Raw genomic sequence first — 15,493 nt, forward strand, 5'->3', positions numbered from 1 at the left:
CCCAAAAAAAATAAATCATATAAAAACCCTGAATCCACTTAAATAAAATATAAATTCTAAAAAACAATAAACACCCCCACAAAATATTAAAATAATTCCATTTAAAAACTCAAATAATCACTCCGCTATAGCGCTTGATAAAAACTATTCACTCTATTAAAAATCTACCTGTATTAAAGGCTTAAGCATTTTAATATTTTAAACAACACAACAATGACACATCATCCCTAAGGGATGCTTTATAAACTTTTCAGGATGAAAAAATGAGAGTTACGGTTTTAATTGCCAGCATATTCACGATCATCACCAGCTCAGCATTTGCTGCTCCTCACATGTATGGTGAGATCGACGCCAGTGTTGATTATTTACCCGAAAATAATGCCCATACAAAAAATAAAGATGTATGGAAAATCAACACGAATAGTTCCTTTGTCGGTCTTAAAGGTGAGGAGAAACTTACAGATCGTTTAGACGCAGTTTACTTAGTCGAATGGGCATTTAATGCAGACGGCGATGGTACCGATTGGTCACAACGGGATCGATATGTAGGTTTAAAAGATAAATATCTTGGTACGCTAAAAGTTGGCAAACATAATTCACCATTAAAGAGACTTTCAAGCCCAGTAGATAGCTTTAATAACTATGTTCGTAATACAGCAGATGTCACTGGCATTATGCCTGGTGAAAACCGGATTAATAATTCAGTGTTATATGAATCACCTAAGTTTTCTGTGGGGCAGGATGCTAATGTTGAATTTATTGCCCTTCTGGCAACTGGAGAAGGTCAAGGTATCAAAAGCAGTCAAGGAGGCGTTACTGTTGACGGTAAAGGCTTAGGTGATGCATGGTCAAGCTCTCTGACCTATACCAATCCATTCCTTGTCGCAGGTATTGCCTATGATAAGGCGATCCCAAGTAACTTTTTAGGGCAAGGTTTCCTGAACGCATCAGACACAAATATTAATGTCGATGGTGTATTGGCTGCCGCAAACACAACACGCTTAATCACCCGTATTAAAGCAACCGACGACCTCTCTTTAAAGGCCTTGATCCAGAAATCTCAGATCGAACAAGCAAAAGGGAATCAGGAAGGTGCAGCCAATATTGATGATTCAGTGGGCTGGCTTATCGGTACAGAATACAAAATTCCAAATCATGAAAAATGGAATGTACAAGCCCAATACAGCACCAACAAAACCAGTTTTAAAGATCAATCTGCCGACTATACAGCCCAGCAAATCATGACAGGTATCGGTTATTCATTTAGCAAGCAGGTAAGATCGTATGGCTATACAGGCTATGCGCGCTTTAAACAGGCAAATCTAAAGGATAGTCAAACTCTTGTAGGCACAGGTTTAGAATTTAAGTTCTAAGTCCCTACATCGCTCAGAATTTATAATCATTAAAAGCCAGAAGTTCTATATTTCTGGCTTTTAAACATCTGAGTAAGATCACCTCTCATAACAGGAAAAACCATTTTACTCATCAGATTAATCCATTAAAAAATTAAAACCGTTTAAATTCAGTAATCCGCACCTTCTAAATCCATTTTTAAAAACACATAACACTCCAAATAAATTAACAATATAGGAATATTTTAAAACCACACCATTGGCTCACAAAATATAGTGCTAATCTCAACAATAACCAAGTCACACAATAGCAAAAAATCTAAAATAGAGGTTAATGGAACACCTCAAAACTAAAATTCAATTATTAATATTAACTCTAAATTTTTATTAAAAGCAGCACCATTAAATATGCATGAATTTGCATATCAATATAATTGTTTACGGAGAAACATTTAAAATGTTAAGAAAAATTTTATTCACAAGTACATTGATCACCTTAGGATTCGGTTTATCTGCATGTGATAAGAGCAAAGGCCAAGTAGGTGAACCCAAACGTCCTGAATGTATTGCCCCAGCTAAACCGGGTGGTGGCTTTGACCTGACTTGTAAACTGGCACAAAAAGCATTTAGAGAAACTGAACTACTCAACTCTCCAATGCGAGTGACCTACATGCCAGGCGGTGTGGGTGCAGTGGCATATAACAAGATCGTTGCCAATGATCCAGCAAATGACAATGCCATTGTTGCATTCTCAACAGGCTCACTGCTTAACTTGGCCCAAGGCAAATTCGGACAATACACCGAAAAAGACGTACGTTGGCTCGCAGTGGTCGGTACAGACTACGGCGTTGTTGCTGTGAGTGCTGAATCACCCTACCAAAATCTTAATGACCTGATTCAGGCTCTTCAGAAAAATCCGAAATCGATTAGCTTTGGTGCGGGTGGCAGTGTTGGCGGTCAGGACTGGATGCAAACCGCAATGTTGGCGAAAGCCGCTGGCGTCAATCCGAAAGATATGACTTATATCGCGATGGAAGGTGGTGGTGAAGCCATTACTTCAGTTTTAGGCAATCATATTCAAGTCGTCAGTGCAGGCATTGCGGAGGTTATTCCTCATGTTAAATCAGGCAAATTACGCGCACTTGCAGTTTTTGCACCTGAACGTCTTCCGAATACCTTAGCAGATATACCAACAGCCAAAGAACAAGGTTATGACATCCAGTGGCCTGTTGTACGAGGCTATTACGTTGGTCCTAAAGTGAGTAATGAGGCCTATCAGTGGTGGAAAACGGCATTCGATAAAATGCTCACCGATCCAAAGTTCACTCAGACCCGTGAACAGTTTGATTTACTGCCATTTTCGATGACTGGCGCCGAGTTAGATCAATTTGTATTGCAGCAAACCGATCAGTTAAGAGATCTCTCCAAAGAGTTCGAACTCATTACCAAATAATCCTGAAAACAATAAAAGCATTTCAGTCTCTGGAGATTTCTTCCACTGAAACTCCAGTGTCCTGAAATTTATCTAAAAACCAGATCAGAAAAGGAATGATTATGCCCATAGAAAGAATTTTTTCAGGGATTTTAGGGATTGTGAGTCTTGGTCTGCTTTATTTATGCTGGAGCTATGTTGCACCCATTGCCTATGATCCATTAGGGCCAAGACCCTACCCCGCACTTCTATTATTACTATTAATTCTATGTTGTTTTTATCTCGTTATTCGGCCCAAGAAACTTGCAGAGTTACTTAACCTAGGGCTATCCCGAAGCATCTTAAAAAAAGTTGGTTTGCTCATGTTATTCATGCTGATTTACGCAACCACTTTTGAGCTTTTAGGTTTTCCTATCTCGACTGCCCTGATGTTTTTTCTGGTCGGCCCTCTTTTCGGTGGCAGCCTCAAGGCTTCACTTGTCACTGGCATTGTCTTTGGTTGCTTACTCTACGGACTATTTGATTATGTACTAGATGTCCCTCTGCCATTAGGCCTCTTTAATTAAAACGGGGAAGAATAAATGGATGTTTTTGAATATTTAATGTACGGTTTTCAGGTTGCACTGACCCCACAAAACTTATTTATTGCCCTTATTGGCGCATTTATAGGAACCATTGTTGGCTTATTACCCGGCTTAGGCCCGATTAATGGCGTGGCATTACTGTTACCCTTTGCCTACGCGCTTGGCCTACCTCCTGAAAGCGCACTGATTCTTCTCGCTTCGGTCTATTTAGGCTGTGAGTTTGGGGGACGAATTTCAGCAATTCTGATCAATGTGCCTGGTGATGCGGCAGCCATTATGTCAACGCTTGATGGTTATCCACTTGCTAAACAGGGTAAAGCTGGTATTGCATTATCACTGTCCGCCATGAGCTCATTCATTGGAAGTATCATTGCCATTGTTGGGATTATTCTATTCGCACCACTCTTGGCAAAATGGGCGATTGTGTTTGGCCCCGCCGAATATTTTGTTCTGATGGTATTTGCACTCACCTGCTTAAGTGGCTTGGTCAGTGATCAACCTGTAAAAACAGCAATCTCCGCTTTAATTGGTTTATTACTCGCGACAGTGGGCGTAGATGCTGTGACAGGTGTATATCGCTTCACTTTTAACTCTGTCAGTTTAAGTGATGGAATTCAATTTACCACGATCGTAATTGGTTTCTTCAGTATCAGTGAAATCCTGATCATGCTGGAACAAACGGCAATTGGGCAAAAAGCATTAGGACAAGGTAAGCGTAGTCTATTCAATTTAAAAGAATTTACTTTTACACTCGGCTCTACCCTTCGCAGTTCTTTTCTAGGCTTTATTATTGGTATTTTACCCGGTGCAGGTGCCACGATTGCCAGTGCTTTGGCTTATACCAGTGAGCGCAAGCTGGCAGGTAAAGACAGTAAATTTGGTGAAGGAGATTTACGCGGAATTGCTGCGCCAGAAGCTGCGAATAATGCCTCAGCATGTGGCTCTTTTATTCCAATGTTGACTTTGGGCGTGCCTGGTTCTGGTACGACAGCGGTCATGATGGGCGCTTTAACTTTATATAATATTACGCCGGGTCCACAACTCTTTACCGAGCAACCAACGATTGTGTGGGGACTTATTGCTTCGCTCTTTATTGCCAGTGCCCTACTTCTATTTATGAACATTTCACTGGTTCGCTACTTTGCCAAGCTCCTGAGTGTTCCACATTTCATTTTACTACCCGCCATTGCAGCGGTAAGTTTTGTTGGGGTATATGCCATCCACAGTACGATATTCGACCTGATTTTAATGGTCGTACTCGGTATCTTTGGTTATATTTTACGTAAGCTCAACTTCCCGCTTTCAGCCCTGATCCTCGGTTTTGTATTGGGTGGACTGATGGAATCCAGTTTACGTCGTGCTCTTTCTATTTCACATGGTGAATTATTTATTCTCTTTGATGGTTATATCACGAAGGTGTTATGGATCATGGCAGGTATCATGATTGTGTTGCCACTGATTCGCTGGTTACGTAGCAAACGTCAAAGATCTTAACTGTATAGCCAATAGCAACCATGTATTGCTGTTGGCGCCTTTGCTTTGGTTTATTCACTTATTTTCGGTGGCTTGAATGATGTACCTGAAATATGCGTTGAGTCTAGCGGTCTCCTTTTTAGGTGCCCACTTGGCGGAATGGTTACATCTGCCACTTCCATGGCTACTTGGGCCTTTATTCATTACCGCATTTCTTAAAATAAATCATGCGCCAATCGAATGCCATCACAGCGCACGTAATATCGGCTTGTCGATTTTAGGACTAACGCTGGGTCTCTATTTTACTCCTCAAATGATTCAACTGATTGCAACGCAGTGGCCTCTTCTGCTTGGCGGGCTACTCTTTGCCTTATTCTTAGGTGCAATCGGCTCTGCCATATTGTATCGCTGGGGAAATGTTGACTTTAAAACTGCTTGGTTTGCTTCCGCAATCGGTGGTGCAAATGAAATGTCTAACTTGGCTGAGCATTATCACGCCCGCGTTGATAAAGTTGCCTCTGCCCATACCTTACGTGTATTAATGGTGGTGGTTATTGTTCCTTTTTTTTATCAATTTATGGGATGGCATGGCCTTGATCACAGTACGCTTCATCATCATGGCGAAGTGAATTGGTATGGTCTTGCCCTGTTAGCAAGTTTGGCTTACTTTGCCAGTCGTATTTTTAAATATTACAAGTTACCGAATCCTTGGACCTTCGGTGCACTACTAGTTACAATTTTATTTACCACACAAGATATTCACCTGTCGACGATGCCAACATCGATTTTACATTTAGGCCAAGTCTTACTGGGCTGGTCTTTAGGCAATAAATTTAAGCCAGGATTTTTCAAAACTGCACCGCATTATCTCAGTATTGTGGCCCTAAGCAATCTAAGTGCTATTCTGTTCGCTGGCTTGCTCGCCTACAGCCTCGCCTTTTGGACAGATATTCCCTTACCCACACTTGGTTTAGGTCTTGCTCCGGGTGGTGTGGCTGAAATGGCATTAACCGCCAATGTGTTACAGCTCGGCGTGCCTATGGTGACCGCATTTCATGTGATCCGTATGGTGGGTGTACTTGGAACAGTGGGTTATCTTTATCAAATTTTAGAAAGGAACAAACATAAATTTCAACTTAAGTAGTTGAATAAAAATAATAAAAATAGTACTTTCTAAATAAGTTAAATATGTAAAAACACAAAATTCAGGCACAAAAAAACCGCAATTAAGCGGTTTCTTCTATTTAAGTTGGTGCGCTCAGAGAGATTCGAACTCCCGACCCCTTAGTTCGTAGCCAAGTGCTCTATCCAGCTGAGCTATGAGCGCATTACTTAGGTTGCCAATAATGGCATGTGTTACTTTAAATCTTTACTTGGTGCGCTCAGAGAGATTCGAACTCCCGACCCCTTAGTTCGTAGCCAAGTGCTCTATCCAGCTGAGCTATGAGCGCCTTAAGTAAAGTGGCGGTGAGAGAGGGATTCGAACCCTCGATACAGTTACCCGTATGCATCCTTAGCAGGGATGTGGTTTCAGCCACTCACCCATCTCACCGTAACACGAGCGCAATAATACAAACTAAAACCACATTACACAAGGGATGTTCCTATTTTTTTCCACTATTTCAGCTCAATCAAATACTTTTTAATCAATTTACGCATTTTTTCAGCATTTTTTAGTTCTACGCTTGTTAATATAGTGTTCTCTCCTTTATTCAGATCGGAGCGATAAACAGAATCTTGCAATCTTTGACGTGCAGTTAGAGTTTGAATGACTTATGCTAAACCGATCTGCCAGATGTGAAATGAAACGATATGACTAAAAATTGGGCTGATCCCGAAGCAAAAGCAGAAGCGCAACGTTACGATAATCCTATTCCTAGCCGAACTCTTATTTTAACTACATTAGAACAATTAAAAACTGCACAGTCTCATGCAGAGCTGGTCGACCACTTTAATATTCCAGATCAAAAAAGTATTGATGCTTTAAACCATCGTTTAAGTGCAATGGTGCGTGATGGGCAATTAATGAAGGATGGTTTCAAATACCAACCTGCAACAGATTTACCGAGCCATGAAGCAACGGTCTATATCAATAGTAAAGGACTGGGCACTGCCAATATTGCTGGTCAGGATGATGTCCTTCTGCCTGAGCGTGAATTACGTCTGGTCTTTAATGGTGATCGCGTTAAAGTACGCCAAACGTCTGTTGACCGTAAAGGCAAGGCTTGGGGCTTTATTACCGAAGTGGTACAACGTCGCGTTAAGCAGATTATTGGTAAAGTCTCTGAGCATGACGGTGAATACTTCATTCAACCCAGCAATCCAAACCAGCATCAACCGATTACCTTAGAAAAAGAATTGATTGAACATGCCAATGCCAAAGTTGGTGATATGTTGCGTGTTGCCATTGATGACTATCCGACCCGTGAAGAACTGGCGACAGGTCATGTGGTTCAATCCATGGCAGACAAAGCAGATACAGAAATCATCATTCCGCAGACGATTTTAGAATTTGGTTTGCCTTATGAATTTCCAGATGCTGTGATTAAAGAAGCAGAAAGCTTTAAAGAGCCTTCTGAACAGGATCGTCAAGGTCGTGTTGATTTACGTGATCTGCCATTGGTTACAATTGATGGTGAAGATGCACGTGACTTTGATGATGCGGTCTTTGCTGAAAAACGCCCAGGCGGTGGTTATCGCGTTGTCGTTGCCATTGCAGATGTCAGCCATTATGTTCGTTTAGATTCTCCGTTAAATGAAGAAGCGGAAGATCGTGGGACATCGGTATATTTCCCGCACTTCGTATTGCCAATGCTGCCAGAAGCATTATCCAATGGCTTATGTTCTTTAAATCCACATGTTGACCGTCTATGTATGGTCTGTGATTTAAAACTTTCTCGTGCAGGTAAAGTCACAGGTTATGAATTCTACCCTGCGGTGATGCATTCTAAAGCGCGTTTAACCTACACCCAAGTCGGTCAATATTTTGAAGGCGCAACGGATGCTATCCCAGAAGATAAGACCATCCATAAATCGCTGAACACCCTATTCCAGCTTTATCAAACCTTAAAAGGCCTTCGTGCTGAACGTCATGCAATGGAATTTGAAACCATTGAAACCTACATGATCTTTGATGAGTTAGGTGGAATCAAGGAAATCTTGCCACGTACACGTAATGATGCGCATAAGCTGATTGAAGAATGTATGTTGCTGGCAAACGTTGCAGCAGCTGAATATGCTCTAGAACATGATATTCCAATGCTTTATCGTGTGCATGAAGCACCTGAATTCTCACGTATTCAAAAAGTCCGTGACTTTGTGAAGCTACTCGGCTTGCCATTCCCTGAGCAGCCAACCCAAGCCGATTACCAAGCCGTGATTGAAGCGACCAAAGATCGTTTAGATGCACCAAGTATTCATGCAGTGTTATTACGCTCAATGATGCAAGCATATTATGGCGCGAAGAACGCGGGACATTACGGTCTTGCTTATGAAGCGTATACACACTTTACTTCGCCAATTCGTCGTTATCCTGATTTATTGTTACATCGTGCGATTAAGGCTTATCTTGATAAGAAACCTTACCCGCTTTCAGGTGCAGCATTAGATGATGCGGGTGAGCATTTCTCACAAACCGAACGTCGTGCCGATGAAGCTTCACGTAGTGTGACAACATGGTTGAAATGCCATTATATGCAACAGCATTTAGGCGATGAGTTTGTTGGTATCATTAGTGCCGTGACTGAGTTCGGCCTATTCGTCACCCTCAAAGATCTTTATGTTGATGGCATGATTCATGTTAGCCAATTGGGTGAAGACTTCTTCCTGTATGATCAGGCCAGCCAAAGCTTAATCGGTCAGAATCGTGGTCAATCATTTAGCCTCGGCGATGAAGTCAAGATTCAAGTGGCAGGTGTAAATCTGGAAGAACGTAAAATTGACTTCCAGTTGGTTCAGCAATTAACGCATTTAGGTCGAGTGATTCGCCAGAAAGCCCCTCGTACTGCGAATCCTTCTAGCTCAAATCGTGCTTCAACAACTGAAGAAGTATTTGGGAAACCCGCATCGACAAAGTCTAAAGTGAGTGAAGACGGCGAAAAGCCTGTGCGTAAGAAAAAGGATAAGAACAAACCAAGTTCTTATAGCAAAAAGCCAGCTAAAAAAGCAGCTGCTAAGCCTGAAACGAAAGAAAAGGCCAAAAAGAAAGTGAAAAAGAAAAAGTCGAATGCGAAAGCAAAGGCTGAGTAATTTATAATGGCTTTAGGGTTAACACCTTAAAGCCATTCACTTTATAACCGCCAATATCATGAAAATATTTTTAATTCTCTTTTTACTTTTACATTCATCCCTGTTATTTGCACAAACTGAAAAATTAATCTTTTCGACATCTAAAGAAATACACCTAGATATTCCCGTATTTTCTCTTTTTTCAGACTTTTCCAAGATTCAATCTAAATTCCCTCTGCAAGAATACAGCCCTAATAAAAACTTCATTCAGGAATCAAAACATTATTTTTTCGAAGCTCAACTTGTTGATATTAAATTAACCGAGTGGAAGGGGAAGTTACATGAAATCAATTACACTCTTAAAACAGAAGATCCCGTTCAATTGAGAAAAATTCAAAAATATCTTTTCGAGCACTATAAAAAGAATTTCGAATGGGAACTAACTGTTGATAATGGATTTGGTAAATTCTATGAAAATTCCAATAAATCTATTTTAGGGATATATGCTTATTCTTTTGAGCCTACGATCTCTTTTCTCTCAAATGAATTAAGAGTAGAGGAATCTAAAAGGCGTTTTCCTGATTTAAATGAGTGATACACATGGAAAACTCAAAAATATTTTATTAGCCTTGATTTCTCTCCATCTAAGCCCTACATCTATAACTATGTTTAAAGATGATATGGCAAAAATACAATGACACTACAGCAAGCGACACTTCCCGTTCCTCAGTTTGATCGCATTCAACTTGCCGAATTAAAACAACAGATCGAACAGACGATTCAAAATGGTCAGAACTTCTTAAATCAACTCAATGAAGTTCCTCAAGGCACAGAAGCCCAACTTGCAACATTGACCGAAGTCGATCAGCTTGAGAATAACATGAGTGAGTCATGGGGCATTTTGTCGCATCTTAATGCGGTTATGAACAATGCCGAAACCCGTGAGGTTTACCAAGCACTTTTACCAAGTTTGAGCGAATATTATACCCAATTGGGCCAACATACACCGTTGTATCAAACTTATCAGCAGATTCACGATAGCGCTGCATTTCAGACACTTAGTGAAGCACAACAAAGCGCCATTAAACTGGCTTTACGTGACTTTAAACTGTCTGGTGTTGCACTCGAAGGTGAAGCGAAAAAACGTTATGCAGAAATCTCGGCACGTTTGTCCCAGTTGTCTTCGGACTTCTCAAACCATGTGCTCGATGCAACCCAAGCCTACTTCAAACCATTAACCGAAGATCAGCTCAAAGGCTTACCACAAAGCAGTATCGAACTGTTAAAGCAGTACGGACAACAACGCGAGCTAGAGCAAGCCGTTGCCACACTCGACTTCCCTGCTTATTTTGCGATTATGACCTATGCCGATGATCGCGAATTAAGAGAAGAACTCTACAAAGCTTATGTCACCCGTGCATCTGAGCAGTCTGACAAGACTGAATTTGATAACACACCTGTGATGGAAGAAATCCTAAGCTTACGTCAGGAAATGGCACAACTGCTAGGTTTCAATAATTTCGCTGAATATTCACTTGCCAGCAAAATGGCGCCAGATGTCGAAACTGTCGATAAATTTCTGGTCGATCTGGCAGAACATGCGCGTACCCCAGCACTGGCTGAAATTGCAGAACTCAAGACCATTGCACAGCAAGATGGCATTGAAGAACTCAAACCGTGGGATGCAACCTATTACTCTGAAAAGTTAAAACAACAACAGTTCAACCTTTCTCAAGAAGCGCTTAAACCATATTTCCCAGCACCCAAAGTGGTACAAGGTTTATTCCAAATCGTACAACGCCTTTACGGTATCCAGATCGTCGAACGTCAGGCACCCGTTTGGCAAAATGATGTGCGCTATTTTGAAATTGAAGATCAAGGCCAAGTGGTGGGTGGTTTCTACTTCGATTTATATGCCCGCAATGGCAAACGAGGTGGTGCATGGATGAGCGGTTTCCGTTCACGTGTGCAAACGGCAAATGGCCTGCAAAAACCGATTTGCTACATGGTCTGTAACTTTACGCCGCCGATTGGCGATCAACCTGCCCTGCTGACCCACGATGAAGTGATTACCTTATTCCATGAGTTTGGACACGGCTTGCATCATATGCTCACCGAAGTAGATAACATCTCGGTTGCAGGTACACACGGCGTGGCGTGGGATGCAGTTGAATTACCAAGTCAGTTCATGGAATTCTGGGCATGGGATAATGAAAGTCTGGATGTCCTGAGTGAACATACCGAAACCAAACAAACCCTGCCACAAGAACTGCTATCCGCGTTATTGAATGCACGTTTCTTCCAGTCTGGTATGCAAACCCTGCGTCAGATTGAATTTGCATTGTTTGATCTGACGATCCATCGTCAAGCACCAGCATTAAATAGCCAGCAGATTCAGGAAACGCTGGACGAAATTCGCAATAAGTTTGCCGTTGCCCCGACTGTTCCATACAACCGTTTTCAGCATAGTTTCAGTCATATTTTCGCGGGTGGCTACGCTGCGGGTTACTACTCATATAAATGGGCAGAAGTTTTAGCAAGTGATGCCTTTGACCGTTTCGAAAGCGAAGGTATTTTTAATACCGAGACTGGAAAAGAATTTAGAAAGTTTATTCTAGCAGTTGGCGGAAAAGATACAGCACTTGATGCGTTTCGCAATTTCCGAAAAAGAGAGCCTAAAATAGATGCGTTATTACGTCATCAAGGTTGGACGAACACAGATAAAACCGCTTAAACTATGTCATTATTATTCACAGGGTGTAATTAACTGACATGAAAAGACAATTCATCGCGGGTGCAAAATGTCCCAAATGTGGAGCGTTAGATCGTGTGGTTAAGATCATCACTGTGGATGACGAGTGGATTGAATGTATCGACTGTGCTTATAGCGAGAAGCGCCCAACCCACGTGGAAGAGCAACAACCCGCTGAGCCAGATGAAATTGGGGTGATACAGTTCAAACCTCGTCATTTTGACTAGAAAGGTTAAAAATGATGTCCACATATCCAACTGAAAATTCCAGATTATTATGGATGATAATCGGTGGAATAAGTGTTGTTGTGGTTCTGTTCCTTGCTGTCCAATGGTTTTTAGCACAAAAAGATCAGCAATCGACAACAACGCCAACACAACCTGTTGCAGCTCAAACTACTGTTACAAGCTCTCAACCAGACACGACAGTCAGCAATGAAACAGTGACTGCGGAAAATGAGCCTGTTGAACCAATTAAACTGGTTGAAGAATCGATTATTAAAGCGCCTCTTCCCACCAATGACAGTCTGGCCAAGGAAGAAATTGCAAAACTGGATGATATTCACCTGCAACTTCAAGACCAGCAACATGAGCTTAAGCAGCAACATGAAGATGTTGATCAAATGCTTAAACTAAAGGAAGAGCAGATCAAGTTATTAGAGGCGCAACTCGCTGCCCAGAATCACTCTTAAAACAGAAAAAGCTTTAACCTTCGTTAAAGCTTTTTTATTGCCGAACGTTTTAATCTAAAATTTGTTCAGAACGAGATTTCAACTGAAGCGGTTTTTGAATCGTTTGTGCAATCAAGATTCCCACCAAAGTCAAACCACCACCAATATAATGAAACATTTGCAAATGTTCTCCGAGTAGAGCCAATGCAATCAATGCGGTAAATAAAGGCAACAGGTTCATAAAAATACTGTTGCGATTCGGCCCTAAATGCCTGACCCCTTCAATCCATAAATAAGACAACAATACCGATGAGAAAATGCTGGCATAAAAAATCAACGGAATAGTTTGCTGATTCAGTTGTATATCTTGGGCAGGTAAAAACACAAAGAATGGCAATACATATAAAATCGCAAAACTAGACTGTACGAAATTAGATTGCCAGGCAGGAATCGGCATTTTCCAGCGTTTTAACAACACGCCATATAAAGCATAGCCTGCTGCTGCAATCAGCATTAAGCCATCGCCGAGATGTACGCCCTGCCCCCATATATTGCGAATACTACCGTGACCCAATAAGTATAAAATGCCATAAAAAGAAAGTGCGCCACCGAATAACATGCCATAGCTGATTCTGTCTTTGAGCATCACGCTACTCAAGATCATGGTGAGTAATGGAATCAAGGCGGTGACGATCGCCATATTGGTTGCCGTGGTCGTCGATGCGGCCTGATACGATAAGAATTGGAACAGTGACACTGACAAGAAACCGCCCAATGCCAATTGCTTCCAGTATTGCCTGATGGTGTGTCGGTTTTTCCAGACAGGAATCAGAACAAACGTACTCATCACGGCGAGCGCCAGTACCAGTCGATAAAAAGTAATCGCCACAGGAGAAATGGCATGACTCGCCATTTTGGAAACAACAACATTTCCAGCCCAAAATAAAATAGCGAACAATGGATAAAAATAAGCTTTCTGAAACATAATCTAAACCTGTACATTGCCGTACAGATCATGCTAAAAAATAATCAACTTATAGTTTCTCGATAAAAAGACGATAACTATCGTAAAAAGGACAATTTATTTCAGGTTTAGCTCAGCATGGGGAAAAACTTTAAACATGGCTTCTTGGATTATCCAGTCTATGCCTTCTCAGAAAACTATCCACATGGCCATATAGAAGACTGGCATAGTCATGACCGTATCCAGCTGATTCATACCCTGACAGGCGTGATCCGTGTCCAAACCCATGAAGGAATCTGGATTATTCCACCCGGACGTGGTGTGTGGATTTCCGCACACAAACCCCACGCACTGTTGAGTAGCGGTGATGTCAAAGCACGGGGTGTATTTATTGAAGATACCTTGCAGCACGATATACAAAATGAATGCCGTGTAGTTGCGATTCCTGCTCTATTAAGGGAGTTAATGAGCAGCGCGATGGACATTCAAAACGAGATTCAACCTGAGAGCCGCAATGAAAGATTATTGCAACTCATTCTGGATGAAGTCCGTCTCTTACCTGCGCTGGCTTTTAATTTGCCTGATCCACAAAGCCCGAAGCTTCAGCAGCTCTGTCAGAGAATTAAAGAAAATCTGGCTTTGGAATGGAGTCTGGAAGAGAGCGCACAACAATTACATATCAGCAGTAAAACACTGGCACGTCATTTTCAAAAAGAAACGGGCTTACATTTTTCTCACTGGGTTCGACAAGCCAAACTGATGCAAGCCATGATTGATCTCGCCATGAATAAGCCCGTACTCAATGTTGCCTTAGATTTGGGATATGAAAGTCCCAGTGCTTTTAGTGCCATGTTTAAACGTGAAACCAGCATGACACCCAGTGATTATCTAAAACAATTTTCCAGCCCTACACGTTGAATGTCGGCATCAGTTCAAGTCTATTGACCTCTATGGCATTTGTGACTGTTCGCGCCCTCACTCAAACCGAACCACCTGAACGCATCGTATTTTATTTCTGCCTGATCGGCTCTTTGCTTTCGGTGATCCCGATGTTCTGGGTTTGGCGACCTTACCACCTGTATGAATTATTTTTCCTGATCGCAGCAGGTGTATTGGCCAATGTCAGCCAGATTTTTATGTCTCATGCCTATCGTCTAGCACCAGCTGGACAGATTGCACCTGTCAATTATATTGCGATTATCTTCGCGGGCATTTGGGGATTTTTGCTCTGGAATGAAGTACCTGATTTATACAGTGTGATTGGCTTCGGTATTATTTTATTGGCAATTTTATTATGCAGTCCGCTGATCCAAAGAATAAAACGATCTAAATAGCCAATCACTTCTATATCAAAACTCACCAATAAAGGCACCACTATTATTTTATTGAGCCTTTTGATAAATTGTGCGGCTTTATAACAACTGGAAATATCAAGTGAATAAAATATTTTTAACCTCATTCATCGGGGCATTTTTACTTCTTTCTGGATGCTCAACCACAATGCCTATTCATTATATTGCTTCCCCATCTATTCGAGGACAAGGAGATATTGGTGTGGGTGTATTCAAATATATCCCCGCTGAGAAAGGTTTGGTTAAACAAAATGAATTTCAAAAACCAACAGCAGCAATTGGTAGCATGTATATGTCTGATAAAGCAGATGTATTGTTAAAATCATCCTTAACTAAAGAATTAATTGCTGCTGGATTCAACCCAAACCAAGATGCAGATCTCAAAATCTCAGGAGATATTCAAAAATTTGAATATAATTGGATTGGCTTTGTAGAAGTAGACTTTTATTTAGATATTGAATATTTAGTCACAAAGAATGGAAAAACAATTTATAAAAATACTATTAAAACCCATAAAGCAGCTCCCAAAACAGCAGGAGGCACGGATTCTGAAGCTGTACGCTCAGCGATTTCTTCGAATATTGGAGACCTTTTACAAGATTTAAGAAGTCAGAAAATTATCTAAAAATAGTTTTATTTAAATCTCTATTTATTTAGTAATAAAAAAGCACCCGTAGGTGCTTTTTA

General features: G+C 41.2%; 13 protein-coding genes, 3 tRNA genes and 1 pseudogene. 13 read left to right on the top strand and 4 right to left on the bottom strand.

The window, feature by feature from the left end; all coding sequences use genetic code 11:
* Positions 1–263 precede the first annotated feature (263 nt).
* The 5 genes from EC846_RS11575 to EC846_RS11595 all read left to right on the top strand — a co-directional run bounded on the left by EC846_RS11575 (position 264) and on the right by EC846_RS11595 (position 5,985).
* Positions 264–1,373, top strand: coding sequence for a porin (locus EC846_RS11575; RefSeq protein ID WP_123775261.1), 1,110 nt, complete (start codon positions 264–266; stop codon positions 1,371–1,373).
* A 436-nt stretch (positions 1,374–1,809) separates the two neighbouring features.
* Positions 1,810–2,805 carry a tripartite tricarboxylate transporter substrate binding protein gene (locus tag EC846_RS11580; RefSeq protein WP_123775262.1) on the top strand — a complete coding sequence of 332 codons (996 nt, stop codon included), beginning with the start codon at positions 1,810–1,812 and terminating at the stop codon, positions 2,803–2,805.
* 101 nt (positions 2,806–2,906) lie between these two features.
* The gene (locus EC846_RS11585; RefSeq protein WP_004775837.1) at positions 2,907–3,350 is read left to right on the top strand and encodes a tripartite tricarboxylate transporter TctB family protein; all 444 of its coding nucleotides are present in this window, start codon (positions 2,907–2,909) and stop codon (positions 3,348–3,350) included.
* Between the two features lie 15 nt (positions 3,351–3,365).
* Complete coding sequence (locus EC846_RS11590) at positions 3,366–4,862, top strand: tripartite tricarboxylate transporter permease (RefSeq protein ID WP_005259783.1); 1,497 nt, start codon at positions 3,366–3,368, stop codon at positions 4,860–4,862.
* Between the two features lie 76 nt (positions 4,863–4,938).
* Positions 4,939–5,985 carry an AbrB family transcriptional regulator gene (locus EC846_RS11595; protein ID WP_123775263.1) on the top strand — a complete coding sequence of 349 codons (1,047 nt, stop codon included), beginning with the start codon at positions 4,939–4,941 and terminating at the stop codon, positions 5,983–5,985.
* 106 nt (positions 5,986–6,091) lie between these two features.
* Here EC846_RS11595 and EC846_RS11600 read toward each other — a convergent pair.
* From EC846_RS11600 to EC846_RS11610, 3 genes are all read right to left on the bottom strand, one after another.
* Positions 6,092–6,168 (bottom strand) — tRNA-Arg (locus EC846_RS11600).
* A 47-nt stretch (positions 6,169–6,215) separates the two neighbouring features.
* A tRNA-Arg gene (locus EC846_RS11605) sits at positions 6,216–6,292 on the bottom strand.
* An 11-nt stretch (positions 6,293–6,303) separates the two neighbouring features.
* Positions 6,304–6,393 (bottom strand) — tRNA-Ser (locus tag EC846_RS11610).
* A 260-nt stretch (positions 6,394–6,653) separates the two neighbouring features.
* Between EC846_RS11610 and rnr the strand changes: the two genes are divergently transcribed.
* The 5 genes from rnr (at position 6,654) to EC846_RS11635 (ending at position 12,511) form a co-directional block, all read left to right on the top strand.
* Entirely contained in the window at positions 6,654–9,089 is a 2,436-nt protein-coding gene (gene rnr / locus EC846_RS11615) for a ribonuclease R (RefSeq protein ID WP_123775264.1), read from the top strand.
* A gap of 58 nt (positions 9,090–9,147) precedes the next feature.
* On the top strand, positions 9,148–9,663 hold the full coding sequence (locus EC846_RS11620; RefSeq protein WP_123775265.1) for a hypothetical protein: 516 nt from the start codon (positions 9,148–9,150) through the stop codon (positions 9,661–9,663).
* A gap of 99 nt (positions 9,664–9,762) precedes the next feature.
* Positions 9,763–11,802: a M3 family metallopeptidase gene (locus EC846_RS11625; RefSeq protein WP_123775266.1), complete on the top strand. Its 2,040-nt coding sequence runs from the start codon at positions 9,763–9,765 to the stop codon at positions 11,800–11,802.
* Positions 11,803–11,840: 38 nt separating this feature from the next.
* On the top strand, positions 11,841–12,047 hold the full coding sequence (locus tag EC846_RS11630) for a YheV family putative metal-binding protein (protein ID WP_004775846.1): 207 nt from the start codon (positions 11,841–11,843) through the stop codon (positions 12,045–12,047).
* An 11-nt stretch (positions 12,048–12,058) separates the two neighbouring features.
* Entirely contained in the window at positions 12,059–12,511 is a 453-nt protein-coding gene (locus EC846_RS11635; RefSeq protein ID WP_123775267.1) for a hypothetical protein, read from the top strand.
* Positions 12,512–12,560: 49 nt separating this feature from the next.
* Here EC846_RS11635 and EC846_RS11640 read toward each other — a convergent pair whose 3' ends face one another.
* Positions 12,561–13,475, bottom strand: a complete 915-nt coding sequence (locus EC846_RS11640) for a DMT family transporter (RefSeq protein WP_123775268.1) — start codon at positions 13,473–13,475, stop codon at positions 12,561–12,563.
* 117 nt (positions 13,476–13,592) lie between these two features.
* Here EC846_RS11640 and EC846_RS11645 point away from each other — a divergent pair, with 117 nt between their 5' ends.
* The 3 genes and pseudogenes from EC846_RS11645 to EC846_RS11655 all read left to right on the top strand — a co-directional run bounded on the left by EC846_RS11645 (position 13,593) and on the right by EC846_RS11655 (position 15,431).
* Positions 13,593–14,372 carry an AraC family transcriptional regulator gene (locus EC846_RS11645; RefSeq protein WP_123775269.1) on the top strand — a complete coding sequence of 260 codons (780 nt, stop codon included), beginning with the start codon at positions 13,593–13,595 and terminating at the stop codon, positions 14,370–14,372.
* A 2-nt stretch (positions 14,373–14,374) separates the two neighbouring features.
* Positions 14,375–14,788 (top strand): annotated as a pseudogene (locus EC846_RS11650) (DMT family transporter); the annotation flags it as partial.
* Positions 14,789–14,888: 100 nt separating this feature from the next.
* A complete protein-coding gene (locus EC846_RS11655) occupies positions 14,889–15,431 on the top strand; it encodes a hypothetical protein (protein ID WP_032863984.1) in 543 nt (180 codons plus the stop codon).
* Positions 15,432–15,493: the final 62 nt, after the last annotated feature.

The organism is Acinetobacter sp. BIGb0102 (assembly GCF_003815055.1).
Classification (GTDB): domain Bacteria; phylum Pseudomonadota; class Gammaproteobacteria; order Pseudomonadales; family Moraxellaceae; genus Acinetobacter; species Acinetobacter vivianii.

Excerpts from the sequence above, each read along its gene's own strand:
- EC846_RS11645 (WP_123775269.1), top strand. The coding sequence starts at position 13,593 with ATGGGGAAAAACTTTAAACATGGCTTCTTGGATTATCCAGTCTATGCC.
- EC846_RS11590 (WP_005259783.1), top strand. The coding sequence starts at position 3,366 with ATGGATGTTTTTGAATATTTAATGTACGGTTTTCAGGTTGCACTGACC.
- EC846_RS11575 (WP_123775261.1), top strand. The coding sequence starts at position 264 with ATGAGAGTTACGGTTTTAATTGCCAGCATATTCACGATCATCACCAGC.
- EC846_RS11585 (WP_004775837.1), top strand. The coding sequence starts at position 2,907 with ATGCCCATAGAAAGAATTTTTTCAGGGATTTTAGGGATTGTGAGTCTT.
- EC846_RS11580 (WP_123775262.1), top strand. The coding sequence starts at position 1,810 with ATGTTAAGAAAAATTTTATTCACAAGTACATTGATCACCTTAGGATTC.
- EC846_RS11620 (WP_123775265.1), top strand. The coding sequence starts at position 9,148 with ATGAAAATATTTTTAATTCTCTTTTTACTTTTACATTCATCCCTGTTA.
- EC846_RS11635 (WP_123775267.1), top strand. The coding sequence starts at position 12,059 with ATGATGTCCACATATCCAACTGAAAATTCCAGATTATTATGGATGATA.
- EC846_RS11640 (WP_123775268.1), bottom strand. The coding sequence starts at position 13,475 with ATGTTTCAGAAAGCTTATTTTTATCCATTGTTCGCTATTTTATTTTGG.
- EC846_RS11630 (WP_004775846.1), top strand. The coding sequence starts at position 11,841 with ATGAAAAGACAATTCATCGCGGGTGCAAAATGTCCCAAATGTGGAGCG.
- EC846_RS11595 (WP_123775263.1), top strand. The coding sequence starts at position 4,939 with ATGATGTACCTGAAATATGCGTTGAGTCTAGCGGTCTCCTTTTTAGGT.
- EC846_RS11625 (WP_123775266.1), top strand. The coding sequence starts at position 9,763 with ATGACACTACAGCAAGCGACACTTCCCGTTCCTCAGTTTGATCGCATT.
- rnr (WP_123775264.1), top strand. The coding sequence starts at position 6,654 with ATGACTAAAAATTGGGCTGATCCCGAAGCAAAAGCAGAAGCGCAACGT.